Source organism: Embleya sp. NPDC001921, from assembly GCF_053594475.1.
Map to the genome: position 1 here is coordinate 54,599 of NZ_JBSFEO010000054.1, position 25,172 is coordinate 79,770.

General features: G+C 72.0%; 19 protein-coding genes. 13 read left to right on the plus strand and 6 right to left on the minus strand.

Translation table 11 applies throughout. The features are described 5' to 3' along the window. The first annotated feature begins 10 nt into the window (after positions 1-10). The 5 genes from fxsA (at position 11) to fxsT (ending at position 7,557) form a co-directional block, all read left to right on the plus strand. The gene (gene fxsA, locus ACWCPW_RS42805) at positions 11-259 is read left to right on the plus strand and encodes an FxSxx-COOH cyclophane-containing RiPP peptide (RefSeq protein ID WP_449767036.1); all 249 of its coding nucleotides are present in this window, start codon (positions 11-13) and stop codon (positions 257-259) included. Between the two features lie 14 nt (positions 260-273). Continuing rightward, positions 274-1,431 (plus strand): FxsB family cyclophane-forming radical SAM/SPASM peptide maturase, encoded by a 1,158-nt coding sequence (locus ACWCPW_RS42810; protein WP_449767037.1) that lies wholly within the window; start codon positions 274-276, stop codon positions 1,429-1,431. After that, positions 1,428-2,804, plus strand: a complete 1,377-nt coding sequence (locus tag ACWCPW_RS42815; protein ID WP_449767038.1) for an HEXXH motif domain-containing protein — start codon at positions 1,428-1,430, stop codon at positions 2,802-2,804. The genes ACWCPW_RS42810 and ACWCPW_RS42815 overlap by 4 nt, the downstream gene beginning before the upstream one ends. A gap of 114 nt (positions 2,805-2,918) precedes the next feature. Beyond that, positions 2,919-3,671, plus strand: a complete 753-nt coding sequence (locus ACWCPW_RS42820) for a hypothetical protein (protein WP_449767039.1) — start codon at positions 2,919-2,921, stop codon at positions 3,669-3,671. Between the two features lie 4 nt (positions 3,672-3,675). After that, a complete protein-coding gene (gene fxsT / locus ACWCPW_RS42825; RefSeq protein ID WP_449767040.1) occupies positions 3,676-7,557 on the plus strand; it encodes an FxSxx-COOH system tetratricopeptide repeat protein in 3,882 nt (1,293 codons plus the stop codon). Between the two features lie 62 nt (positions 7,558-7,619). Here the strand turns inward: fxsT and ACWCPW_RS42830 are convergent, their stop codons facing one another. Continuing rightward, positions 7,620-8,861, minus strand: a complete 1,242-nt coding sequence (locus ACWCPW_RS42830) for a cytochrome P450 (RefSeq protein ID WP_449767041.1) — start codon at positions 8,859-8,861, stop codon at positions 7,620-7,622. A gap of 452 nt (positions 8,862-9,313) precedes the next feature. Between ACWCPW_RS42830 and ACWCPW_RS42835 the strand changes: the two genes are divergently transcribed. From ACWCPW_RS42835 to ACWCPW_RS42850, 4 genes are all read left to right on the plus strand, one after another. Beyond that, positions 9,314-9,508: a DUF2304 domain-containing protein gene (locus tag ACWCPW_RS42835; protein WP_126639508.1), complete on the plus strand. Its 195-nt coding sequence runs from the start codon at positions 9,314-9,316 to the stop codon at positions 9,506-9,508. A 148-nt stretch (positions 9,509-9,656) separates the two neighbouring features. Beyond that, positions 9,657-10,547, plus strand: a complete 891-nt coding sequence (locus ACWCPW_RS42840) for a universal stress protein (protein ID WP_449767042.1) — start codon at positions 9,657-9,659, stop codon at positions 10,545-10,547. Positions 10,548-10,836: 289 nt separating this feature from the next. Continuing rightward, entirely contained in the window at positions 10,837-11,475 is a 639-nt protein-coding gene (locus ACWCPW_RS42845; RefSeq protein WP_449767043.1) for a TetR/AcrR family transcriptional regulator, read from the plus strand. Continuing rightward, entirely contained in the window at positions 11,472-12,644 is a 1,173-nt protein-coding gene (locus tag ACWCPW_RS42850) for an NADH:flavin oxidoreductase (protein WP_449767044.1), read from the plus strand. Before ACWCPW_RS42845 ends, ACWCPW_RS42850 begins: the two co-directional genes overlap by 4 nt. Positions 12,645-12,779: 135 nt before the next feature. On the opposite strand, the gene ACWCPW_RS42855 is transcribed toward ACWCPW_RS42850, so the two are convergent. Next, on the minus strand, positions 12,780-13,238 hold the full coding sequence (locus tag ACWCPW_RS42855; RefSeq protein WP_449767045.1) for a MaoC family dehydratase: 459 nt from the start codon (positions 13,236-13,238) through the stop codon (positions 12,780-12,782). 86 nt (positions 13,239-13,324) lie between these two features. Then, on the minus strand, positions 13,325-15,529 hold the full coding sequence (locus tag ACWCPW_RS42860; RefSeq protein ID WP_449767046.1) for a beta-propeller domain-containing protein: 2,205 nt from the start codon (positions 15,527-15,529) through the stop codon (positions 13,325-13,327). A 95-nt stretch (positions 15,530-15,624) separates the two neighbouring features. Between ACWCPW_RS42860 and glgX the strand changes: the two genes are divergently transcribed. Both glgX and ACWCPW_RS42870 read left to right on the plus strand, forming a co-directional pair. After that, the gene (glgX, locus tag ACWCPW_RS42865; protein WP_449767047.1) at positions 15,625-17,733 is read left to right on the plus strand and encodes a glycogen debranching protein GlgX; all 2,109 of its coding nucleotides are present in this window, start codon (positions 15,625-15,627) and stop codon (positions 17,731-17,733) included. Between the two features lie 144 nt (positions 17,734-17,877). Continuing rightward, positions 17,878-18,507, plus strand: a complete 630-nt coding sequence (locus tag ACWCPW_RS42870; protein WP_449767048.1) for a DUF1707 domain-containing protein — start codon at positions 17,878-17,880, stop codon at positions 18,505-18,507. 40 nt (positions 18,508-18,547) lie between these two features. Here ACWCPW_RS42870 and ACWCPW_RS42875 read toward each other — a convergent pair whose 3' ends face one another. Both ACWCPW_RS42875 and ACWCPW_RS42880 read right to left on the minus strand, forming a co-directional pair. After that, complete coding sequence (locus ACWCPW_RS42875) at positions 18,548-19,123, minus strand: hypothetical protein (protein ID WP_449767049.1); 576 nt, start codon at positions 19,121-19,123, stop codon at positions 18,548-18,550. A gap of 170 nt (positions 19,124-19,293) precedes the next feature. Then, a complete protein-coding gene (locus ACWCPW_RS42880; RefSeq protein ID WP_449767050.1) occupies positions 19,294-21,126 on the minus strand; it encodes a glycoside hydrolase family 3 protein in 1,833 nt (610 codons plus the stop codon). A gap of 328 nt (positions 21,127-21,454) precedes the next feature. Between ACWCPW_RS42880 and ACWCPW_RS42885 the strand changes: the two genes are divergently transcribed. Continuing rightward, a complete protein-coding gene (locus ACWCPW_RS42885) occupies positions 21,455-22,075 on the plus strand; it encodes a TVP38/TMEM64 family protein (protein ID WP_449767051.1) in 621 nt (206 codons plus the stop codon). A gap of 314 nt (positions 22,076-22,389) precedes the next feature. After that, a complete protein-coding gene (locus ACWCPW_RS42890; RefSeq protein ID WP_449767052.1) occupies positions 22,390-23,616 on the plus strand; it encodes a DUF418 domain-containing protein in 1,227 nt (408 codons plus the stop codon). On the opposite strand, the gene ACWCPW_RS42895 is transcribed toward ACWCPW_RS42890, so the two are convergent. Next, positions 23,605-24,990, minus strand: coding sequence for a VWA domain-containing protein (locus tag ACWCPW_RS42895; RefSeq protein WP_449767053.1), 1,386 nt, complete (start codon positions 24,988-24,990; stop codon positions 23,605-23,607). The genes ACWCPW_RS42890 and ACWCPW_RS42895 overlap by 12 nt on opposite strands. Positions 24,991-25,172: the final 182 nt, after the last annotated feature.

Consider the following 25,172-nt stretch of genomic DNA (forward strand, 5'->3'; position numbering starts at 1 on the left):
GCGCGGTGACGTGGAGTCGGCCCTGCCCGACCTCGACGGGCTCTGTCTCGACGACCTCGACGACCTGCCGGCATCCGTGCTCGCGTCCGCGCTGCGGCGGTTGATCCACGAGTCCGAGGAGCCCTCGGAGGCGGTGGTCGCCGGCTTCCAGAGCGTGGTCGACCCCGTCCCCGTGGAGGCGGCCGGTGCCGCCCACGCGAGCGGGCCCGCCGGCGACGACGATCCCCGGGCGGGCGGGAGCGGCGCCGCCGGGGCTTGAGCACGGGAGGGCCGATGAGCGAAGCGACGCCGTTTCGACAATTCGTGGTCAAGATCGCCTCCCGCTGCGACCTCGCGTGCGATCACTGTTACGTGTACGAACTCCGGGATCGGAGTTGGCGGGACCGCCCCCGGGTGATCGCCGCCGGCACCGTGGACGCGCTCGGCGGCCGGCTGCGCGCGCACGCGCGGCGGTTCGGCCTGCCGGTCCTGGACATCGTGCTGCACGGCGGCGAACCGCTGCTCGCCGGGCCGGAGCGGATCGACGCCATCGCGCGCGACCTGCGCGCCGCGGTGGCGGGCGTGGCCGAACTGCGGTTCACCATGCAGACCAACGGCGTCCGGTTGGACGAGCGCTGCGCCGAGGTGTTGTCGGCGCACCGGATCCGGGTCGGGGTCTCGTTGGACGGCGACGCGCGCGCCCACGACCGACACCGCCGGCACGCCGACGGGCGCGGCAGCCACGCCGAGGCGGTGCGGGCGGTCGCCCTGCTGCGCCGCGAGCGCTACCGGCCCCTGTACGGCGGCCTGTTGTGCACGATCGACCTGCGGAACGATCCGGTGGCCACCTACGAGGAACTGCTCTCGCACGCGCCCCCGATGATCGACCTGCTCCTGCCGCACGCCACCTGGGAGTTCCCACCCCCCGGCGGCGGAGCGGACGAAACCCCCTACGCGCGCTGGCTGATCGCGGTCTTCGACCGCTGGTATCGGGCGCCGGTGCGCGAGACGCGCGTACGGATCCTGGAGGACCTGGTGGATCTGATCCTGGGCCGGTCGGTGCGGAGCGAGATCCTGGGTCTGGGGCCGCCGGGTTCGGTGGTGATCGAGACCGACGGCTCGTTCGAGCGCGAGGACTCGCTCAAGGCCGCCTACGACGGTGCGGCGGCCACCGGCCTGGACGTCTTCCACCACGACCCGGCGACGGTGCTCGCCGCGCCGGCGTACGACCGCGCGGGAGCCGGTGCGGCCGGGCTGAGCGCCGCGTGTCGGCGCTGCCCGGTGGTGCGCACCTGCGGCGGCGGTCTGCGGGCGCATCGGTACCGCCCGGACAACGGCTTCGACAACCCGTCCGTGTACTGCGCCGACCTGCGCGCGCTGATCGACCACGTCGGAGCGCGGGTGCGGGCCGACGTGCGGGCCCTGGTGGCCGGGACGGGGAGGCGCGGATGATCGGCACGCATCGGCTCGGTGGGGCGGCCTTCGACCGACTCGCCGCCGGGCACGGCGACTTCGAGGCGGTGTCCGCGCTGGCCCGGGCGCAGGAGAGCCGCCGACTGCTCCAGGTGTACGCGGTGGTGGCCACCGCCCGCGAGCGGTTGCCGCACGCGCGCACCGCGCACCTCACCGACGCCCTCGACCTGCTCGCGCACGTGCAGCGCACCGCGCCGGACGCGGCCAGGACGGTGCTGATGCATCCCTACACCGGCGCGTGGGCGATGCGCTGCCTGCTGCGGCTGGGTGACGCCGACCCCGACGCGTCGCCCGCCGAGCTGGATCGACTCCTGGGCCACCTGGGGGCGATCGCCGCCGCCGCCGCGCTGCGCGCCGACCCCGAGCACGGCCCGCCCGGCCGGGTCGAACTGCACACCGTCGGCGGCTGGGCCCACCTGCCCACGCTGGGCCGGGTGCGGGTGGCCGGCGACCCGGGGCGGATCGCGCTGACCGGACGGCACTGGTCGACGGGCGGGCGGCCGGTCGCCCGCCGACAGCTCAACCGCAGGTGTTCCGCAACCGCCGCGGGCCTGACCGCGACCTTGGCGATAGAGGACGTCGACCCCTATCGGGACGTGCACCGCTGGCAACCGACCGCCCGGTTGAGCGCACGCCAAGTATCCTTGCTACAAAGGAATTTCGCGTCCGCATGGGGTGAGCTGGCACACTCTCACCGAGCCTACGCGGGTGCCTTGACGGCGGCGCTGTCCACGCTGGTTCCGGTCGTCGGCGGGCCGGGAGTCAGCTTCAGTTCCTCGTCCCGGTACGCGTTCGGCGGCCTGGCGCTCACGCCCGAGGTGGGTCCGACGACGCTGGCCGTCACCCTGGTTCACGAATTCCAGCACAACAAGCTCGGCGCGATACAGGACATCACGAATCTCTCGGTGCGCTCGGCGGTCCGGTATCGGGCGCCCTGGCGGTTGGATCCCCGACCGGTGGGGGCGCTGTTGCAGGGTGCCTACGCGCACCTGGGGATCGCGGATTTCTGGCGGGTTCGCCGGCAGATCGCGGACAGGGAGGAGCAGGATCGGGCACAGGCCGAGTTCGCGGTGCACCGCGCGCACGTCGCCGAGGCGATCGACACGCTGCGCGAGTCGGGCGAACTGACCCCGGACGGCGAACGGGTGGTGCGGGCCATGGCGGGCACCGTCACATCGTGGCGGCACGAGGACGTACCCGCCGAGGCGGCACGACACGCGGCCGAACGGGTGCGATCGGGCCGTCGGGCGTGGGTCGAACGCAATGGCGATCGAGGTGGCGCGGCCTTGGCGGGCGGGCAGTCGGCACGAGTGGAGCGATACGAAACGAGAGATGAACATGAGATTACCTGATGTAACGAGGAGTAACTTCGAGTGATGGACTCGGGTAGCCTGGGAACAACGAGTGACGGTCGGGGAGGGCAATCCACCGCACGTCGCGACCAAGCGCCGACACCAGGGGTCGAGATGACACCAGTCTTCTTCACGAGTCGGTCGTGCGGGGACGAGCGTGCCTATGTCGAGCGCTTCCACGCCGACCTCGAACAGGCGGTCTCCGCTCGCGCGTCCGGTCGCAACGGCGCGCGCGGACTGCTGTCGCCCTGCGGCGATCGTGATCCGGGCGCCCCACCCGACGCGTCGGCCGCGTGTTCGGTTCCCGCCGCCGTGGTGCTGGCGTCGCCCGACTACCTCGCCGATCCCGACGCCATGCGCGAATGGGCGGTGATGGCCGAGCGGGTGCGCGGCCACCGGGTCCGCACCGGCGAACACCTGGACGCGATGGTCACCGTGCGCTGGCGGGCCACCGAGCCCCACCCCGGCGAGCAGCCGACCCCCGACCTGGGCGCCGACGACGACTTCGGTCCGATCTACGCCCGGCAGGGTTTGTTCGACCTGATGCGGCTGGAGGGCCACTCGGCCGACTACCTGCGCCTGATCGCCGAGTTGGCCCGCGTGGTGGTCGAGGTCAACCGCGTCCCGCTGCGCCCGCTGCCGCCGGCCGAGGCGCGCGAACTCTTCCCGACCGTGCGCACCCGGCCGAGCCCCGCCGCGCGGGTCTCGGCCGCCGGCCCCGCGCCGTTCGCGACCGCCGCCCGGACCCTGCCGCCGCACGCGCGCACCGGCGCGGACCTGCCCGCCCGACCCCGTTGGATCACGGCCCGACACAACCCTCGCCGCCCGTTGCTGTGGGGACCCGGTGGCGATGTTGAGGAGCACTGAAACGATGAGCGACAACCCGCCGGGAAGCGTCGTCACGTTCTACTCGTACAAGGGCGGCACCGGGCGCACGATGGCCCTCGCCAACGTCGCCTGGATCCTGGCCTCCCGAGGCAAGCGCGTGCTCGTCGTGGACTGGGATCTCGAATCACCGGGCCTGCACCGCTACTTCCACCCCTACCTGATCGACAAGCGGCTCGAGGACACGCGCGGCGTGCTCGACATGATCCGCGCGTTCGCCAAGGTGGTCGGCTCCGACGCGAGCACGGACGCGATGATCGAGGCGGCCCGGATCGCGGAGAGCCGGGTGGACGGCTGCGCGGTCAAGGTCGACCGGGACTTCCCCGACGGCGGCCTGATCCGCTTCCTGGGTCCGGGCCGGCAGAACCACGAGTACGCCGCCACGCTGGCCGGCTTCAACTGGGCCGACTTCTGCGAGAGCCCGCACGGCATCGGCTTCCTGGACGCCCTGCGCGAGGACATGCGCGCGTCCTACGACTACGCGCTGATCGACAGCCGTACCGGCCTCAACGACATCGCCGGGATCTGCACCACGCTGCTGCCCGACGTCGTGGTGGACGGCTTCACCCTGAACGAACAGGCCATCGACGGCGGCGTCAACGTGGCCCGCTCGATCGCCCGACAGGCCGATCGCCCGCTGCGCATCCTGCCCGTCCCGATGCGCGTCGAGGACGACGAGAAGGACAAGCTCGAAGCCGGCCGCGACCACGCCCGCGAGCGCTTCGCGGAATTCGTCGCGGATCGGTCCGAGGCCGAACGGGCCAAGTACTGGGGCGAGGTGGAGATCCCGTACAAGGCGTTCTACGCCTACGAGGAGACCCTGGCCACCCTGGGCGACCGACCGCTCCAGGAAGGCAGCCTGCTGAGCGCGTACGAGCGGCTGACCGGCGTGCTCACCGACGGCGCGATCAGCCGACTGAACCCGATCGAAGAGGTCGACCGCCGCCGCGAACTGCGCCGCTTCGAGCGCATCCGCTACACCGCCCCGGTGACCGTGCGGATCCTCTACAGCGCCCGGGACCGGATGTGGGTCGACTGGGTGCGGGCCCAACTGACCGCCTCGGGCGCCCAGGTGGTCGGCACCGGTGGTTGCGACACGCCGCTGGAGAAGCTGCGCGACGTGGACAGCATCGTGGTGGTCTCCTCGGCGGACTCGCTGAGCAGCCCGACCTGGAGCGCGATGCGCACGGCGCTGCGCCGGCTCGCGGCGGTCGACCGGATGAGCGTGGTCACGCTGCGGGTGGACGACGTGCTCGACAGCGACCCGGGGGTGGGCGAGACGGTCATGTTGTCCTCGCTGTCCGAGGAGAGCTGCCGGGACGCGCTGCTGACCGCGTTCGGCCGACCCTCCTCGGAGGCGCCGCCCGCGGACGGCCCCAGGTTCCCCGGCACCAAGCCGAAGGTGTCCTACCTGCTGCCCCGGCACTCGGCGTTCACCGGCCGCGACGACATTCTCGAACGCCTGCGCGACCAGCTCGCCAAGGGCGCCACCGCCGTACTGCCCCAGGCGCTGCACGGCCTGGGCGGTGTCGGCAAGACCCAGGTCGCGCTCGAGTACGCGCACCGTTTCGCCGCGGACTACGACGTCATCTGGTGGGTCTCCGCCGAGCAGGCCCAGGGCGTCGCCGCCCAACTCGCCCGGCTCGGCGGCCGACTGGACCTGCCCACCGGCGAGAACGTCGGCGACGCGGCGGCCACGGTGTTGCAGACGCTGCAACACGGCGAGCCGTACGACCGCTGGCTGGTGATCTACGACAACGCCGACGAGCCCGCGTCGCTGGCCGACCTGATGCCCCAGGGCAGCGTCAACGGGCACGTCCTGGTCACCTCGCGCAACGACCTGTGGGCGCGCAGCGCCCGCCCGTTGGAGGTTCCGGTCTTCCGCCGGGACGAGAGCGTCGCGCTGCTCCAGCGCCGGGTGCCCACGCTCACCGAGGCGGACGCGCAGAAGGTGGCCACCGCGCTGGGCGACCTGCCGCTGGCGGTCGAACAGGCCGGTGCCTGGCTCGCCGAGTCGGCGATGCAGGTCGAGGAATACCTGGAGCGGGTCAACACGCGCGTCACCGCGATCCTGGAGGAGGGCCAGCCGCCGGACTACCCGACCACGGCCGCCGCGACCTGGACCGTCTCGCTCGACGAACTCAAGGAGCGCCAGCCGGCCGCGGTGCGCCTGCTGGAGCTGTGCGCCTACCTGTCGCCGGACTCGATCTCGATGCGCCTGCTGCGCTCGCGCGAGGTGCTGCGCGAACTCGCCCAGGTGGACAGCTCGCTCGGCGACACCCTGCTGCTGCCCAGGATCTTCCAGCAGCTCGGCCGGTACGCGCTGGCCCGGGTGGACCGGGGCGCGGACACCATCCAGGTGCACCGGCTGGTCCAGGCCGTACTGCGCGACCAGATGGCGCCGGACGTGAACCGGGCGCGCCGGGAGCGGGCCCTGGAGATCCTGGCCGCGAACGCCCCCGGCGACGTGGACGACCCGGGCAACCAGGAGACGTACGACGAGCTCTACAAGCACCTGGTGCCCTCGCGCGCGCTGGAGAGCGACTCGGAGGCCGTACGCCGCTGGATCGTCGAACAGGTGCGCTTCGCCTGGCGGTCCAACGACTGGGAGTTCGCCCAGTACATCGCCGAGATCGCGTTGGACCGCTGGCGGGCGGCGTTCAGCCGGCACGACGCGCTGACGCTGCGGATGTGCACGCAGTTGGCGAACGTCTACCGCTCCCAGGGGCGCTACCGCAAGGCGTACGACCTGGACCGGTCCACCCTGGAGCTGCAGCGCGAGACGCTGGGCCCCGATCACCCGCACACCCTGATCACCGGGCGCGGCTACGGCGGCGACCTGCGCTCGCTCGGTCGTTTCCAGACCGCGCTGGAATCCGACCGGGACAACTACCGCCGGTTCAGCGAGGTCTTCGGCGAGGACACCAACGACGCCCTGCTCGCGGCCAACAACCTGGGCGTCTCGCTGCGCCTGATGGGCCGGTTGGAGGAGGCGCGCGAGGTGCACCAGGCGGCGTACGACCTGCGTCGGCGCAACCAGGGCGAGGACCACCCGAGGACCTGCTACCTGGCCAACCAGGTCGGCCAGGACCTGCGCGAACTGGGCGACTACCCGGGCTCACGGGCGGTTCTGCAGGCGACGCTGGCCCGCGAGGAGGCGATCGGCCGCACCCGGGACGCGCTGCGCACCTCGAAGAACCTCGCGGTGACCATTCGCCAGACGGGGGACGCGCGCTACGCCCGTTCCCTGGACAGCGACACGCTGGAGAAGTACCGCTCCTACCTCAGCCCCACCCATCCCGACATGCTGGCCTGCGCGGTCAACCTCGCGGCCGACCACCACGCGATGGGCAACGACGACCAGGCGCTCGAACTCGCCCAGGACGCCTACCAGGGCTACCGCGAGCAGTTCGGCGCGCAGCACCCGTTCACCTACGGCTGCGGCAGCAACCTCTCGACCTACCTGCGGGCGATCGGTCGGCACGACGAGGCGATGGCGCTGGGCCGCAGGTGCCACGAGGGGCTGCGCGAATCGCTGGGCGAGGACCACCCGTTCACGCTCGCCGCGGCGCTCAACCACTCGAACAACCTGTATCAGGCGGGCGAGACGAACGAGTGCGCGGAGCTGGACCGGGTGACCTACGAGCGCTACGAGGTGCTGCTCGGCGCGGACCACCCGCACACCCTGGTCGCGGCCTGCAACCGGGTGCAGAGTCTGGGCGAGATCGGTCTGGCGGACGAGTCCCGCGAGTGGTTCGTCCGGGTCGAGCGCGCGTGTCGACGCAAGCTCGGCGACGGACACCCGATCACCCAGGGGCTGCGGGAGCGCCGCCGGCTGGAGACCGACATCGAGGTGCCCACGACCTGATCGGGTGGTGTCCCCGGTGCGCGCGGCCGGCCCGACCGGTGGTCGGGCCGGCCGCGGCGTGCTCAGGCCGGGTGGATCCGGACCGGCATGTCCTTGATGCCGTTGAGGAAGTTGGAGCGCATCCGCCGCGCCGGGCCGAGTGATTCCACCCGCTCGACCCGTTCCGCGAGGGTGCGGAAGATGATCTCCAGTTCGAGCCGGGCCAGGTGCCGGCCGAGGCAGAAGTGCGGCCCGCCGCCCCCGAAGCCGAGCATCGGGTTCGGATCGCGCCCGATGTCCAGGCGGTAGGGGTCGGCGAAGACGTCCTCGTCGTGGTTGGCGGACGCGTAGAAGACCACCACCTTGTCGCCCGCCGCGATCGGCTGCCCGCTCAGTTCGGTGTCCCGTACCGCCGTGCGCTTGAACGCGTTGACCGGGCTGACCCAGCGGACGATCTCGTCGGCGGCGGTGCCGGCCAGGCCGGCCGGGTCGGCGCGCAGCCGCTCCCACTGCTCGGGATGCTCGATCAGGGCCAGCATGCCGCCGGAAATTGCGTTGCGGGTGGTCTCGTTGCCGGCCACGGCGAGGAGCATGAAGAACAGGTCGAACTCGAGCGCGGTCAGCTCCTGACCGTCGCGGTCGGGGCACACCAGCTTGGACACGATGTCGTCCACGGGACACGCGCGCCGGGCCGCGCCCAGCGCGTCCGCGTAGCCGAACATCTCCATCTGCACCTGCTCGGCCTCGCCCGCGTCCTGGCGCAGCTCCGGGTCCGCCTCGCCGACCAGCTTGTTCGACCACTCGAACAGCCGGTGCCGGTCGACCTGGGGTACGCCCATCAGGTCGGCGATCACCACGAGCGGCAGTTCGGCCGCGCACATCGCCACGAAGTCGCCCTCGCCGGTGTCGACGGCGGTCGCCACGATGCGTTCGCACGCTTCGCGAACCTTGGCCTCCAGGGTCAGCGTGCTGCGCGGGGTGAAGCCCTTGTTGACGATGTTGCGCAGTCGGGAGTGCTCGGGCGGATCCATGTTGAGCATCATCAGCCGCTGGGTGTCGAGCATGTCCCCCTCGGGCTCGCCCAGCAGCGACAGCCGCTCGCGCGACGAGAAGATCTCCGGATTCCGGGACACCCGGACCACGTCGGCGTGCCGGGTGACGGCCCAGAAGCCGTCCGGCCGTTCGGGATCGGCGTGGCGGTACACGGGCGCGGTGCGGCGCATTCGGGCGAACGTGGCGTGCGGGATGCCCGCCGCGTAGCTGTCGGGGCTGTAGACGTCGAACGCGGTGGCGTTCGGGACGGCGCTGTCGATCTTTTCGGGCACGGGCTGACCTTCCGGCAGTGGTGCTGACGGGGGGCGCGGGCGCGGTCAGAATTCCACGGCTCGGATGGGTCGGGAAGAGCGATCGGGGCGTTGCGGCGGGAATGTCGCGGCGAACGCGCTCGCGCGGTCGACGCGCGGGGACGGCTCTCGGACGCCCCCGGGTGCCCCGGACGCCCCGGGACGCCCCGGACACGCCGTGGACCGGGCCCTCGACCCGCGCGCGGCCCCGGACCCGCCGTCGACACGCCGGGCACGTGGTCACGGAGCGCGACTCGCCGTGCGAAAGCGTGACGTTTTGCTACTTTATAGACACTTTCTGTTAGTTTTTGTGCCGGTGACAAAAGCACACAAATGCCGCCGTCCCACCGGCACTCGTCTCGCGCTGTCCCGAAATCGGTGCGGCCGTTCCGTCCCCTGCGCTCCCGAGCGCGCCCTCCCGAGGAGTCACCCCCATGGCCTTGTCCATCTCCACCGTCGTCCTGCTCGGCGTCATCGTGTTCATCTTCATCCGCAAGGGCGGCATGCGAATCCCGCACGCGATCGTGTGCGCGTTGCTCGGGTTCTACCTCGCCAGTACCTCGATCGCGCCGAGCATCCACAGCAGCGGGAAGAGCGTCGCGAACCTGCTGAGCAACCTGAACTTCTGATCGCGGCGGTCACCCGAAACCGGCTCGGCGGCAGGTCCGCCGGGCCGGTCTTCGCCGTCCGGGCCCGGCCGAACGGGCGCCGGACCGGACGAGGGCGCGGCTGCCGGACGAGGGCCCGGCGCCGAACGAGGACGGAGTGGAGGCAGGCATGGCGAACCCGGACGCGGTCGTGACGCCGCTGGTGGTCGTGGGCACGGACGGCTCGGAACACGGTGACCGGGCGGTGGCCCGAGCCGCCGAGGCGGCCGCCCGGTGCGGTGCGCGGCTGCGCGTGGTGCACGCGATCCGGGTGCCGATGGCCACCCCCGGGTTCGAGCCGGTGGAACCGAACGAGGACACCCGCCGGGCGGCCGAGGAACTGGTCAAGGACGCGGCGGCGGCGGCGCTGCGGCGCCATCCGGACCTGGTCGTGGAGGCCGGGGTCGGCTTCGGGCTGCCCGGGGACGCGCTGCTCGCGGCGGCCGAGGGCGCGGTGTTGCTGGTCGCCGGATCGCGGGGCCGGGGCGGCTTCGCCGGCCTGCTGCTCGGCTCGGTCTCGCGTTTCCTGACCGCGCGCACGCCGTGCCCGCTGCTGATCGTGCGCGGCGAGCACGGGGCGCCGGCCGGGACCGGTCCGGGCGGGGCGGACGTGCTGCTGGGCGTCCAGGGCGACGGTGACGAGCGGGCGGTACGGGCCGCGTTCGAGGCGGCTCGGGCGTGGGGCCTGCCGGTGCACGCGGTGCACGCGTGGAGTTGGCCCGGCTACGCCGGGCTCGCCGGGCCCAGCGAGGCGGACATGCGCGCGGTCTCCGAAGTGCACGCGACCGCGCTGGCGGGTGCGCTGGGGCAGGCGCGGGCGCGGTTTCCCGAGGTCGAGGTGCGCGCGGACTCGGTGATGGCCGACGCGGCCGGGACGCTGGTGGAGGCCTCGGTGGGCAGTGCGCTGGTCGTGGTCGGGGTCCGGCATCGCCGAGGCCCGCTGCGGCACTGGGTCGGCCACGTCGCGGCCACCGCGATCGAACACGCGCACTGCCCGGTTCTGGTGGTGCCGCTGGAGTGAGCGGGCGAGCCGCCGGGCGGGCGACGTGCGCGATCCGCCGATCGACCCGCGCGCCGGCCGACCTGCGCGCCGCTGCCCGGCCCGCACGCCGCTGCCCCGCACGCCGCCTCCCCGCCGCCCGGCCCGCGCCGACCGCCCGTCCGCCGAACGGCCGCGCGCCCACCGCCCGGCCCGGTCGAGCTCCTCGGGCCGTCGGGCCGCACGCGTGCCGCTCCGCGGCGTCCGCTTTTTCGATCGCCGATTCAATCAGTGATTGAAAATGTCGGCGCTTCGTGGTTTCGTGCCTGCCGTGACAGCGCGATCGCGGGCCCGGCTGCTCGACGAGGCCGAACGGCTCTTTCTCACCCAGGGCTACGACAAGGTCTCCGTCCGGGCGGTGAACGCCGCCGCCGGGATGAATCCGGCCGCCGTGCACTACCACTTCGGCTCCAAACGGGACCTGGTGGTGGCGCTGCTACAGGAGCGCCTCGGGCCGTTGTGGGCCGGACCGCTGGCCGAGTTGGACCGCGCCCGCGCGGCCGGGTGGACGCCCACGGTCGGCGAGGTGGTCACGATCATCGTCGAGCCGTTCGACCGGCTGGCCCGCGAGCCGAACGGGCCGATGTTGCTCCAACTGCTCGCCCGCACCGTGCTCTCCGGGACCGAACTGCCCTGGGACGACCCCTGGTTCCGGCACGGACCCTGGCGCGAACTGCTGGCCGCGGCGCGTCCGGACCTGAGCGCCCGGGAGATCACGGACCGCTGGCGGCTCGCCTTCGACCTGTTGCTCCAGCTCTACGGCCAACCCGTGGCCGACGTGTTCGTGGCGCCGCCCGCCGCCGCGGCCGTCGCCGGCTTCGTCACCGCCGGCCTCGACGCCCCGCGCGCCGCCGACCCGTCCTCGCCCGGTCCGTCCCGGACCGCACGTACAGAACGAGGTGCCCCGTGATACCCGACGTCCTCGCCCCCGCCAAGCTCGGCCCGCTCACGCTGCGCAACCGGATCATCAAGGCCGCGACCTTCGAGGGGGCCACTCCGGACGCGCTGGTCACCGACGACCTGATCGAGTACCACCGCCGCCCGGCCGCGGGCGGCATCGGGATGACCACCGTGGCCTACTGCGCGGTCGCCCCCGAGGGCCGCACCGACCGGCACCAGATCTGGATGCGCCCCGAGGCGGTGCCGGGACTGCGCCGGCTCACCGACGCGGTGCACGCCGAGGGCGCGGCGGTCTCGGCCCAGCTCGGCCATGCCGGCCCGGTGGCCAACGCCAAGTCCAACGGGCGACCCGCGCTGTCCGCGGGGCGGATGTTCAACCCGCTCGGCATGCGCGTCACGCGTGCCGCGACCGAGGCCGACATCGCCCGGATCACCCGCGCGCACGCCGACGCCGCGCTGATCGCGATCGAGTCCGGCTTCGACGCGGTGGAGATCCACCTCGGCCACAACTACTTCGCCAGCGCCTTCCTCAGCCCCAAGCTCAACCGCCGCGAGGACGCCTACGGCGGCTCGCTCGCCAATCGGGCCAAGGTCGCGCGCGGCGTCTGTCGGGCGGTGCGCGACGCGGTGGGTGATCGGATCGCGGTGACCGCCAAGCTCAACATGGAGGACGGCGTCCCGGGCGGCATCCGATTGGAGGAGAGCATCCGTACCGCCCGTTGGCTGGAGGAGGACGGCTCGCTGGACGCGCTGGAGCTGACCGCCGGCAGCTCGCTGCTCAACCCGATGTACCTCTTCCGCGGCGACGCCCCGGTGCCCGAGTTCGCCGCGACCTTCCCGCAGCCGCAGCGGCTCGGGGTCAAGCTGATCGGCAACAGGATCCTGCGCTCGTACCCGTACGAGGAGGCCTATCTGCTGGCCTCCGCACGGCGGTTCCGGGCCGAGCTGAAGCTGCCGCTGATCCTGCTCGGCGGGATCACCAACCGGGACACCATGGACCTCGCGATGACCGAGGGCTTCGAGTTCGTCGCGATGGGCCGCGCGGTGCTGCGCGAGCCGGACCTGATCAACCGGATCGCGGCCGAACGCGAAACCAGGTCGTTGTGCATCCACTGCAACAAGTGCATGCCGACCATCTACAGCCGCACCCGCTGCGTCGTGATCGAACCCCGGGCGTAGGCGTGCCGACGCCGGACGGACCGGGACACGGACCGTCCGGCGCGGCACGTTCGCGCACACGTTCGCGGACACACGTTCGCGGGGCGGGTGCGGCCCGGCCCGGCTGTGCCGGGTCGCGCCGCACCCGCCCCGCGCTCAGGCCAGGTAGCGGCTGATCGAGTCGATCACGCACGCCGGCTTCGCCGCGTCGGCGATCTCGATGGTGATCCGGACGGTCACCTGGATGCCGCCGGTGATGTCGGCCACCGCCACGATCTCCGCGCCGCCGCGTACCCGCGAACCCACCGGGACCGGTGCCGGGAAGCGCACCTTGTCCACGCCGTAGTTCACGCCCATCGAGATGTTGCGCACCTCGAGGATCTGCGGCAGGAAGAGGTTGGACAGCGCCAGGGTCAGGTAGCCGTGCGCGATCGGCGCGCCGAACGGGCCCTCCTTCGCCTTCTCCACGTCCACGTGGATCCACTGGTGGTCGCCGGTCGCGTCGGCGAACAGGTTGATCCGCTCCTGGGTGATCTCCAGCCACTCGCTGTGGCCGAGGTGCTTGCCCACCGAGTCCTTGATCTGCTGGAGGTCGGTGAAGACGGTGGCCGCCATATGCGCTCCCGGTCGTTTCTGATGGTCTGTCAGATCAGCTCTCCCGGGTATACCAGACCGGCCCGCCCGGACGCCGCGCGGGACGCTCAGGCGGTCGGGATCCAGGCCACCTGCCGCACGTCGGCGAGCCGGTCGACGGAGATCCCCGCGTTCGAGACGGTCCACAGCTCGGTGCCGACCACCAGCGAGCGCCGGATGGTCGCGTTCGGGTGCGTGACCCGACCCACCTCGACGATCCGACTGCCCTCGATCCGCAACACCAGCGCGTACGAGCCGACGGCCATCGGGGACTTCTCGCCCGGCGCGATCCGCGGTTGGGCGGAGACGCTGTACGAACCGTTCACCGGCACCACCACGGTGCCGTCCTTGGGCCAGTACAGGAACGCGTGCGCGTCCTGCTCGGCCTGCGAGTTCGCCCCCGGCACCGCGACCTGCGCGACCCGGGTCGGGTTCGCCAACGTGCTCACGTCGAACAGGGACACCTGGGTGCCCAGCCGCCGGCCGGAGTCGGTGGCGTCCTGGCCGACCCCGATCAGCCGTCCGTCGGCGATCGGATGCAGATAGGCCGAGTAGCCGTTGATCTTGAGCTCGCCGACCGCCTTGGGGTTGCGCGGGTCGCTCAGGTCCAGGGTGTACAGCGGGTCGGTCTGCCGGAAGGTGACCACGTACGCGATCGGGCCCGCGAAGCGCACGCCCATGATCCGCTCGGTCCGGCCCAGGCCGCCCACCCGGCCGATCGGGGTCAGCCGGTCGCCGCTGCGGGCCAGCACGGTGACCACCGACTCGCTCGCGGAGCGCGGCGCGATCGGCGGCTGCACGTCCAACGGCGGGTTCGGCCCGGCGTCGGTCGGGTCGCTCGGGGCGATGCCGCGCGGCGGACTGCCCGGGACGCCGCGATCGGGAATCGCGCCGCTCGTGGCGGCGGCGCCGGCGTTGCCCTGCGGCAGCGGCAGATCGCCGGGCGCGCTCCGGGGGATCGTCGGGTCGCCGGCCGACAGCGTGGTGGCCACCCGCAGATTGCCTCCGTGTTCGGACATCGCGTACTCGTTGACCATCGAGCCGGCGACCACACCCGTGCCGACCAGCTTCGGGGTGCCCTTGCCGGAGATGTCGAGCTGGTTGATCGTGGTCGTCGTGGTCGGCGGCCCGCCGCCGACCACCTTCGACTCGCTCGACACGCTTCGTCGGGTGGACGTGGTCGCCAGGTAGAGGTTGGCCTGCGACGCGTACACGTGGTCCACGTCCGCGGCCACCGTCACCGGATCGCCCTTGTCCAGATCGCGGGTCAGGTCGAAGGACAACACGCTCAGCGTCGCGGTGCCGGTGTGCCCGGGATCGCCGGGCTTGGCCTGCGGACGGCTGACCCGGTCGCAGCCGACGAGGTTGCCGGACTCGGTTCGGCCGCCGGCGGCGAGGGTGAACTGCGGCAGCCAGTCCGCGGCGGTCGAGCGCTGGATCAGATCCTTGGCCTTGGCCGGCGACCGGTCCGTGGACAGCTTCAGCCGCGGTTGCGAACGCACCACGATCCGCGCGGTACTGCCGATCTGCCGCCCGTCGACGTAGCCGCCGTCCACCGACAGGTCGCCGATCAGCCGCGGCGCGGCGGTCAGGTCCACGAGCACGAAGCGGGCCTGATTGCCCGGGGCGATGGCGGGCGAGCCGCCCGGATCGCCCGGGATCGGCGCCATCTTGCCCGAACCGCCCTTGGACTTGGGCAGGTTCGTGGTGCCCTTCAGGATGAGCAGGGCCCGGTCGCCGGACAGCAGCAGGTCGCTTGCCCGTGCGCCGGGCACGTCCAGCGTCCCGGTGACCCGGTGCGTGGCCACGTCGACGACGTTCAGCCGCCCGTTCGCCACGGTCAGCACCCGGCGGCCGTCGGTCTTGACCAGGTCGGGCTCGTCGACGCCCTGCTCCTGGGTGTTGGTGGTCGAGTGCTCGGGTGCGGTCGGCGCCGCGTTGTCGGCGGTGAGGCCCTCCGGCGCCGCCGCCCTGGGCGCGGCCGCCGGCGCCTCGGCGTCCGCCACCGCCCCGGGCGGCATCCGGCCGGACTTCGAGTCGTTGTCTCGCTCCTCGGCCACCCTGCGCAGCGCCGCCGCGCGGAAGTCGTCGACCAAGGCGCCGCAGGAGTCGAACGCGGTGAGCCGCATCGGCTCGGCGGACAACGCGGCCGTGCGCACGGGATCCGGCTTCGAACCGCCGGACGAGGTGCAACCGGTGACGACGAGTCCCGCCGTCAGCACGAATATCGGCAGGGCCGTGGCCCCGCGCGTGGAACGGTCGTGGATTCGCATGGCGGTGTGACGGAGCGGGCATCGGAACGGTTCCCACGCCCCGCCCCGGGCAGGTTTGCCGACAAGCCGGTCCCGGCTGCGAAGGGAGTGCCTCGATGACGCTGTGGCCCGGACACCCGTTTCCCCTGGGTGCCTCCTACGACGGAACGGGCGTCAACTTCGCCCTGTACAGCGATGTCGCCACCGGCGTCGACCTGTCCTTGATCGACGGCACCGGACACGAGGAGCGCGTGGCGCTGCGCGAGGTGGACGGTGGCATCTGGCACGGATACCTGCCCGGTCTGCAACCCGGTCAGCGCTACGGCTACCGCGTCCACGGACCGTGGGAGCCGCGCCGGGGGATCCGCTGCAACCCGGCCAAGCTGCTCCTGGACCCGTACGGAAAGGCGTTCGACGGCGACATCCACTGGGGCCAACCGGTGTTCGGGTACCGGTTCGGCGAGCCGGAGCGGATCGACGAGACCGACTCGGCGCCGCACATGATGACCTCGGTCGTGGTCAACCCGTACTTCGACTGGGGCGACGACCACCGACCCGGGCACGAGTACCACGACACGGTGATCTACGAGGCGCACGTCCGAGGGCTGACGATGCGTCATCCCGACATCCCGGAGGAGATCCGCGGCACCTACGCGGGCATGGCGCACCCGAGGATGATCGACTACTTCCGGTCGCTGGGGGTCACCGCGGTCGAGCTGATGCCGGTGCACCAGTTCGTCAACGACGGGCACCTGGTCTCCCGGGGACTGGGCAACCACTGGGGCTACAACACGATCGGCTTCTTCGCGCCGCACGCCGCCTACTCCTCGACCGGCTCGCTGGGCCAACAGGTGCAGGAGTTCCGCTATCTGGTGAAATGCCTGCACCAGGCCGGCATCGAGGTGATCCTCGACGTGGTCTACAACCACACCGCGGAGGGCAACCACCTGGGCCCGACGCTGAGCTTCCGCGGCATCGACAACAGCGCCTACTACCGGCTGTCCGAACAGGATCCGCGCTACTACTGGGACACCACCGGCACCGGCAACTCGCTGCGCATGTCGCACCCGCACGTACTCCAGATGATCATGGACTCGCTGCGCTACTGGGTCACCGACATGCACGTGGACGGCTTCCGCTTCGATCTCGCGGCGGCGTTGGCCCGGCAGTTCTACGAGGTGGACAAGCTCTCCGCGTTCTTCGACCTGGTCCAGCAGGACCCGGTGGTCAGCCGGGTCAAGCTGATCGCCGAGCCCTGGGACGTCGGCGACGAGGGCTACCAGGTGGGCAACTTCCCGCCGCTGTGGACCGAATGGAACGGCCGCTACCGCGACACCGTGCGCGACCTGTGGCGGGGCGAACCCGGCGTGCTGCCGGACTTCGCCGCCCGGCTCACCGGCTCCGGCGACATGTACCGCCACGACGGCCGGCGACCGACCGCGTCGGTCAACTTCGTCACCGCGCACGACGGCTTCACGCTGCACGACCTGGTCTCCTACGAGCACAAGCACAACGAGGCCAACGGCGAGGACGGCCGGGACGGGGAGAACCACAACCGTTCCTGGAACTGCGGCGTCGAGGGCGAGAGCACCGACATCGAGATCCTCGCGCTGCGGGAGAAGACCAAGCGCAACATGGCCGCGACGCTGCTGCTGTCCCAGGGCGTGCCGATGCTGCTGCACGGCGACGAGATCGCCCGCACCCAGGGCGGCAACAACAACGCCTACTGCCAGGACAACGAGGTCTCCTGGGTCGACTGGGAACGCGGCCGGGAGCACTGGGTGTTCCTGGAATGGGTGCAGATGCTGATCCGGCTGCGCCGCGAGCATCCGGTGTTCCGCCGCCGGCGCTTCCTGCGCGGGGTGCCGGTGGACGGCGCGACACTGGCCGACATCGTGTGGTTCGCGCCGAGCGGCCGGCCGATGACCGAGGCGGACTGGCAGGCCGGGTTCAACAAGGCGATCTCGGTCTTCCTCAACGGCGACGCGATCGCCGAGCCCGGCCCGCGCGGCGAACCCATCCGGGACGACTCGTTCTTCCTGTTGATCAACGCGCACGAGGGAGACCTGCACTTCACCCTGCCGCCGGCCGAGTTCGGTGCGGCGTGGGGGACGGTCCTGGACAGCGCGACGGTGGTGCTCGACCGGGACCGGCCCGCGGCCAAGGCGGGCAGCTCCGTACACCTGGAGGCACGCTCGCTGCGGCTGCTGCGCCGGCTGTTCTGACCGGACGCGACAGGGCACGGGACACGACGGGCTCATCCCTGCGGCTGTTGTCTCGGGGTCGGGCCAAGGGTTATCCCTGATGGACCACGCTTCATCGACAGCGCATGCTGTATGGAGCCGTGTGCAGAGCGAGAGGAGCCGCGCATGCACCCGAACTCCGGTCCTCATCCACCCCATTGGTACGGCATGCCCGCGCACATGCGGGTCGGCGACGCCGATCGCGAACGAACGATCGAACACCTGAAGTACGCGTACGGCGAAGGCAGGCTGAACGCCGACGAGTTCGAGGAACGGGTGGCCTCGGCGCTGGCCGGGCGCACCAGGGCGGACCTCGAGGCGCTGCTCGACGACCTGTTGATGCCGATGCAGATGCCGATGCCGCCGATGCCTCGGACGAAGATCGGACCACCACCGCAGTGGTGGCTGAACCGACCACCGGGGCCGCCCGAGCGGCCGGGTTCGGAGCGGGGCTGGGGCGCGGCCGCGCACTGGAGCGGCTTCTGCGCGCCCGTGGTCGGCCCGTACCTGATCCGCAGGACGGTGGGTGCCCGTTCGGAGTTCGTCCGGGACAACGCCCGGGCGGCGCTGAACTTCCAGTTGACCTGCCTGCTGTCGTTCGTGCTGGCCCCGCTCCTGGCGCTGCTCGGCGATTTCGGCGGCCTGCTGATCGGCGCCATGTACTCGGCCATCGCGGTCTGCGCCATCATCGCCGGCGCGCGGGCCGCGGGTGGCGACGTGATGCGGTACCCGATCAGCCTGCGGGTGGTGAAATGAGCAGATTCGGGCGGGTCGAGGCGGTTTCCTGGGAAATGTCCTAGGCGCCGGCGGGGTTGGCCCGGCGGGTGGGGCGGCTGCTGCGGCCGAGTCGGCTCGGCCGGGTCCAGAGCAGGAGTTCGCCGCCGGGCGGGGAGACCACGCCGCCGCGCGCGGGGTCGCCGGCGAACCACACGTCGCCGCCGTCGCACTTGTGCAGGTGCCACCAGCGGTGCGACATGGACACCACGGTCAGCGCGTACTGCGTGCCCTCGCCGGCCCGATCGCCGATCACCAGCGGCGGTCCCCACGCGCCGTCGCCGTCGGCCGGGTCGCGAAAGCGGCACGAGCAGTTCACCCACGGGTGGCGCGAGAGGGTACGGCGCATCCGACGGGCCAGCACCAGCGCGCCGGTCCCGCTCACCAGGGCGGCCAGGCCCACCACGAGCGGGACCATGCCCCAGCCGCCCCACGCCCCGTCACCGCCGTCGCCGGCCGTGGACAGGATCGCGAACCACGCTCCGGTGCTCGCCAGACCGATCACCGTCGTCGCGACGGCGCGGAGCCGATAGACCCGCAGTGCCCGGGCCGTCGCGTGCAAGGAGAGGGCTACGTCCTCCCACCGCTCGCTACCCATGGCAGCACCCTAAGCAGGCGCGGGCGGCAATGGTGAACCGGTGCGTGTCGGGCGCGTCCACCAAGTGTGTGAACACGTGCGTGGACCGGGTCCCGGCGCGGCGCCGCCGCTACCCGGAGTGGGTGGCGGCAGCGCCGCGCCGGGCGGACTTTCGGTCCGTCGGGCGGACTTCAGTACGTCAGGCCGTGTCCGAACGGGAACACCGGGTCCTTGCCGTCCCGGGGCACGTCCGAGCGCTGGGCGCGTACGTCGGCCATCGAGCGCGGCAGCTCGAACGGCAGCCTGCCCTCGGGGCGTACCCGACCGAACAGCGCGTCCAGAAGCGGCGCGTCGGCGCAACCGTAGTTCGCCACCAGGGCGGCGGACTTCGCGGCGATCTCCGGAATCACCGCCGGGCGCTCCAGGTAGATGTCCACCACGGTGGGCACCGTCGCGCACAGGTCCAGGATCGGGGTCAGCTCGGCCTCGGTGAACTCCAGCGAGCCCGCGTGGAAGAACTGCTCGAAGCCGCCCTCGCGCGGTTCGAACGGGGTCTTGATCCGCATGATCGCCACGTCCGCCTCCTCGGGCGTGGCCACCACGGTGGCGTAGCCGGCCGCCACCTCGGGGTCCAGGCCGTCGACGTACACGCGCGTGCCCTCGGTCAGCGGCAGCACCGGACCGTTCCCCGGTACCGGCTTGTTCCCCAGCACCGTGATCGACCTGCTCTGCGCGTGCAGCCCGGCCGCGATACCGGCTTCGGTGCCCACCAGCGCGGCGGTGGCGGCGGGGTCCACGAACGGGTGGTCGAACAGGCCGAGGACGAACTTCTCGCGCAGCAGGCGCCGAACCGACACGTCCAGCCGCTCCTGGTCGAGCCGGCCCGCCCGGACCAGCGCGACCACCTGCTCGGGGATGTCCTCGCCGCCGAACTGGTCGCAGCCGGCCTCGATCACCCGCAACACCCGGTCCGGAATCGACAACTGCTCGACACCCCAGGCCCGTGCGGGCATGGTCTGGCCCATGATGTTCCCGTCGGAGATCAGGCCCCAGTCGGTGCACACGATGCCGTCGAAGCCCAGCCGTTCGCGCAACAGGCCGGTGATGATGCCCTTGTTGAAGCCGAACGCGACGGCTTCGTGCTCGGTCTCGATCGGCATGCCGTAGTACGGCATCATCTGCGACGTCCCGGCGGCGAGCGCCTTCTCGAACGGCTCCAGGTGGTAGTCGAAGTTGTCGCCCGGGTAGACCTGCTCGCGCCCGTACGGGAAGTGCGGGTCCTCGCCGTCGAGCTGGGGGCCGCCGCCGGGGAAGTGCTTGGTCATGCAGGCCACGGACTCGGTGTTCAACGTCTCGCCCTGCGCGCCCCGGATGTAGGCGGCGACCAGCTTGCCGGTCAGTTCGGCGTCCTCGCCGAACGTGCCGTTGATCCGCGACCAGCGCGGTTCGGTGGCGAGGTCGATCTGCGGGTGCAGGGCGAGCCGGATGCCGACCGCGAGGTACTCGCGGCGCATCAGATCGGCGAACTCGCGCACCAGCTCCTCGTCGCCGATCGCGGCCAGGCCGAGCGTCTCGGGGTACTGCGAGAAGCCCTCGGCGTACGCGGCGGTGCCCGGGTTGTCGGTGAAGTGGTGCCGAGGGTCGGTGGACAGCGTGACCGGGATGCCCAGCCGGGTCTGCAGCGCCAGCTCCTGGATCCGGTTGTGCCACTGCGCGATGTGCTCGGGCGGGCCGCCGCCGAGCAGGTTGAAGTGGTTCATCCCCTTCTCGAGGATCATCTCCCGCACCGTGTGGTCGAACGGCAGGAAGCCCTTGTCGTCCAGCAGCCTGCCCTGCGGGCCCATCACCGCGATGGTCTGGAACATCAGACCGGCCTTCTCCTCGACCGTCATCCGGCCGAGCAGGTCCGCGACCCGCTCCTCGATCGGCAAAGACGCGTCCTCATAGGGGCAGGTCGCGGCGCGGAAGCGGGTGCGCGCGGTGATCTCGGCCGGGGTGTTCTCGGTCGCGGTGGTCTCGGTCATGGATCCTCCGTCAAAAACCTAGTGGTCAGTAGGTTTTCTAACACGGCACGCCCCGCCGACTCCAGTGATTCGCCCGGAGGATCCGGATCCGCTTCGTCACACGATGATCGTTTCGGGGGCGCTCGATGATCGTTCGCATCGGCGGCGGGCCCGGCACGGGGAGCGCGAACGCTCCGTACAATGGGCCGAATGTGCGCCAGGGGCCCGGGCGTGACCGGGTGCCAGGATGTGACGGCGCCTTCGACGGTTCGGAGCGGATCGGTCGGCATACCGGGATCCGGCGCATTCACACCACACGGGTACGAGGGGCGGACGCAGGTTGGACACCGTGCGGGGCTTGCTCGACTCGCTGCGGGATTTCCTCGACCACGGCGCGTGGACGAACTGGCCGCTGCCGGCCTCGGTGGCGATCTTCACCGTCGTGTGCGCGCTGGGCGTGGCCGCGCTCGTGCCCAAGTCGCTGTTCGCGCCGGTCGCGGGAGCCCTGTTCGGCGCGATCGGCGGCACGGTGGTCACCCTGGTCGGCGCCACCCTGGGCGCGGTGATCAGCCTGTACCTGGGACGCCGGCTCGGCCGGGAGCGGATCAGCGGCTGGCTGCACAAGCGCGAGGCGCTGGCCGAACTCGATCGCAGGCTCTCCCGCAACGGCTTGGTGCCGATCACCGTCCTGCGGATGATCCCGGTGATCCCGTCCTCGGTGGTCAGCTACGGCGCGGCGGCGACCGGGATACGCACCGGCCACTTCGTGATCGGGACGGCGCTCGGCATGCTGCCGATGACGCTGGTCCAGTGCGCGGCGGGCGCGTCGGTCCGGCACGGCCTGTCCACGCCCGTCGTGGTCAGCGTGTTCGTCGGCTGCGTTTCGCTCGCGTTGGCCATGGTGGCCGTGCGGCGCCGCGGCGGGGAGTCCGCGCGGGTGGCCCCGCAGGCGTCGGACGGCGCCGAATAGCGGGGCGGGGCTCGCCGGCCTCAAGTCGGCGACTCGGCCGGAAGCCTGGTCGGACACCTCGTCGGATGCCGCCAGGGGCAGCGGGGCCGGCGCCGGGTCGGGTGGCGGTCCGGTGCCCGGTCGGGTGCCGCGTCGCCGTTCCGACGAGAGTTCGATGGCCCGCCTACGCTGGACGCATGCGGGTCGAGGCGGGGGATCACGAGAAGCGCGGTGAGCGCGGGGAGCGCCGGGAGCGCGAGAAACAGGGAGAGCAAGGGAAGCCGGGAGGGCGATCGGGGGCGCGGTCGGGAGGCGAACGGGCGCGGATCGTCGGCGTGGACGCCGCCCGCGCGCTCGCCGTCCTGGGCATGTTCGCGTCGCACGTCGGACCCGACCCGTACGACGGCGGTGTGGACACGCTCGTCCAGGGCGCCACCGGCCGGGCCTCCGCGCTGTTCGCGTTCCTGGCCGGCGTCTCGCTGGTGCTGATGTCCGGCCGAGCGCCGCTGCGCGGGCTGAACCGCGACTCCTCGGCCGCGGTCACCCGGGTGCTGATCCGGGCCGTGCTGCTGATCCCGCTCGGCATGTGGCTGGCCGACCTGGACACCGGCGTGCTGGTCATCCTGGCCTTCTACGGCCTCTACTTCCTGTTCGCGTGGCCCGCGCTGTGGTTGAGCACCCGCGCGCTCGTGTTCCTCGCCGCCAGCTGGGCGGTGTTCGGGCCGATGCTCTCGTACGCGCTGCGTTCGATCGGCGGCACCGACGGCATCGCGTACGGGGCCCCCGGATTCGACGACTGGCACGGTCCCGGCGACCTGTTCGAGACGCTGTTCCTGACCGGCAGCTACCCGGCGCTCACGTGGCTGCCGTTCGTGTTCGCCGGGATGGCGGTCGGCCGGCTGCGCCTGGCCGACCGGGGCGTGCAGCGCGCGTTCGTCGGGATCGGCACCGGGCTCGCCCTGCTCGGGTACGGCGGATCCTGGCTCGTGGTCGAGCTGTTCACCGGCGATCGGCTCGCGCGGGTAGCGGAGCCGTACGGCGTGTACGAGGTGCTCCACAGCCGGGTCGGCTCGGTCCCGGCGAACGACCCGGCGTGGCTGACCGTCGCCGAGGGCCACACCGGCACGCCGTTCGAGATCGTCGGCGCGATCGGCGTCGCCCTCGCCGTGCTCGGCCTCACGCTGTCGGTCTGCCGCGCCTGGATCGGCCGGATCGTCCTCGACCCGCTGATCGCCGTCGGCGCGATGGGGCTCACCGTGTACACCGCCCACCTGATCGTGATCGACCGCTGGTTCCCGCTCACCGGAGGACAGGACTGGCAGCGGCTGATCGGCTTCTTCGTCTGCACGCTGCTGCTGTGCTGGACCTGGCGGCACACGCTGCGCAAGGGCCCGATGGAGGCGGCCCTGCACGTGCTCTCCGCGCTCCCCGCACGGTGGGTGCGAGGAGCGGGTCGGCCGGTACGGCCGGACCCGGCGGGTCGAGGAGGCGCCTCGGACCGGCCGGTCCGGTCGGAAGCGGAGCGGGACGACGTCGATCGCGTGGAGCGGTCAGGTCAGTAGGCCCTGGGCCTTGGCGCGGGTGAGCCAGCCCGGGTACTCGTTGGTCATCATCTCGTAGAGCTGATCGTCCGGGACCTTCGCCGGATCCTGCACCGAGAAGAAGTCGGCGTTGTCGACGTAGCGCCCGGTCAGGTCGTCCAGCTCCTCCAGGAACGAGAAGCCGCCCGGCCGACCCAGGCCCATGAACTGCCAGAAGATCGGCTCGAAGCTGGAGTGGGTCATCTGCTCGCGGGTCGCCTCGCGTGAGGTGGTCTGGCCGTCGGTGACGAACATGACGTAGACGGGCAGGTCGGCGGCCAACGGCCGGTGACGCGCCTTGCTGGAGCCGAAGTAGTGCTTGCGGACCAGCCGCATCGCGCCGGCGTAGTCGGTCGAGCCCTCCAGACCCGGGCTCCGGCGGATCCGCTCGGCCCAGCCCTGGTACTCGCCCAGCCCGAGCTGGCCGATCGCGTGGCCCCGGGAGCCGAACAGGAACACGTCCACGGCCGCGTTGTCGTCGAAGCGCAGGCCGAGCGAGAGCACCCGTTCGGCGAGCGCCTGCACCTTGCCCTGCTTGAACAGATTCAGCATCGAGTAGGAGATGTCCAGGCACAGCGCGACCCGCGCGGTGTGCTCGCCGAGGCCGCGCTTCTCCAGGCTCACGGCGGCCTGCTTGGTCAGGTTGAGGAGCTGCGGGTGGCCCTCGTCGGCGAGCCGCTTCTCCATATTGACCAGGTTCTGCTTCTTCAGGCTGACCGGAGGGGCCGGGGGCGCCGCGGGCGCTGCGGGCGGGGGCGCACTCGGCCGGGCGGGAACCGCGGGAGCCGCGGGAGCCGCGGGAGCCGCGGAGGCCGCGGGCGGGGCGTCGTCGGCGGCGACCTCGATGCCGAAGTCGGTGGCCAGCCCGGTCAGTCCGGACGCGTACCCCTGGCCGACCGCGCGGAACTTCCAGACGCCGCCCCGCAGGTAGAACTCGCCGAACAGGAACGCCGTCTCGGTGGACGCCTCGTCGATGTCGAACTCGGCGATCGGACCGCCCTGCGCGGACACCACGTGCAGCGCCAGACCCGGCACCTGCCCGAACGTACCGCCATCGGCCGACGCGCCGATCACCACCCGCTCGACGTCCGGCGGCATCGCGGCCAGGTTCACCTGGATCGTGTCGGTGACGACCCCGTCGGCGGCGGGCCGCTTGCCCTCGTGTCGAACCGCGCCGGCCGCGTCGGAGGGCTGGTTGTAGAAGACGAAATCCGTCTCCGCGCGCACCTTGCCGGCGGCGTTCAGCAACAGCGCCGACGCGTCCACGTCGGGCGCTCCCGCCGCGCGCCAGGTCAGGACCGCACGGAGTTCGGCGGTCGGTACCGGAGTGTTCCCACCTTTGCTTATCTTCGCCATGGCGCCCATCTTGCCCCCCACACCCGGCGAGCGTTCGCCCCCGGTCCGGCCAACCGTCACGACCCACCCCCCGCGACCACGACGACACGGCCGCGGGGGGGGGGGGGGGGGGGGGGCCCGCCCCCCCCCGCCCCCCCCCCGCCGGCGCGGGGCGGGGGGCTCCCCGGCCTGGCGTCGGCGCG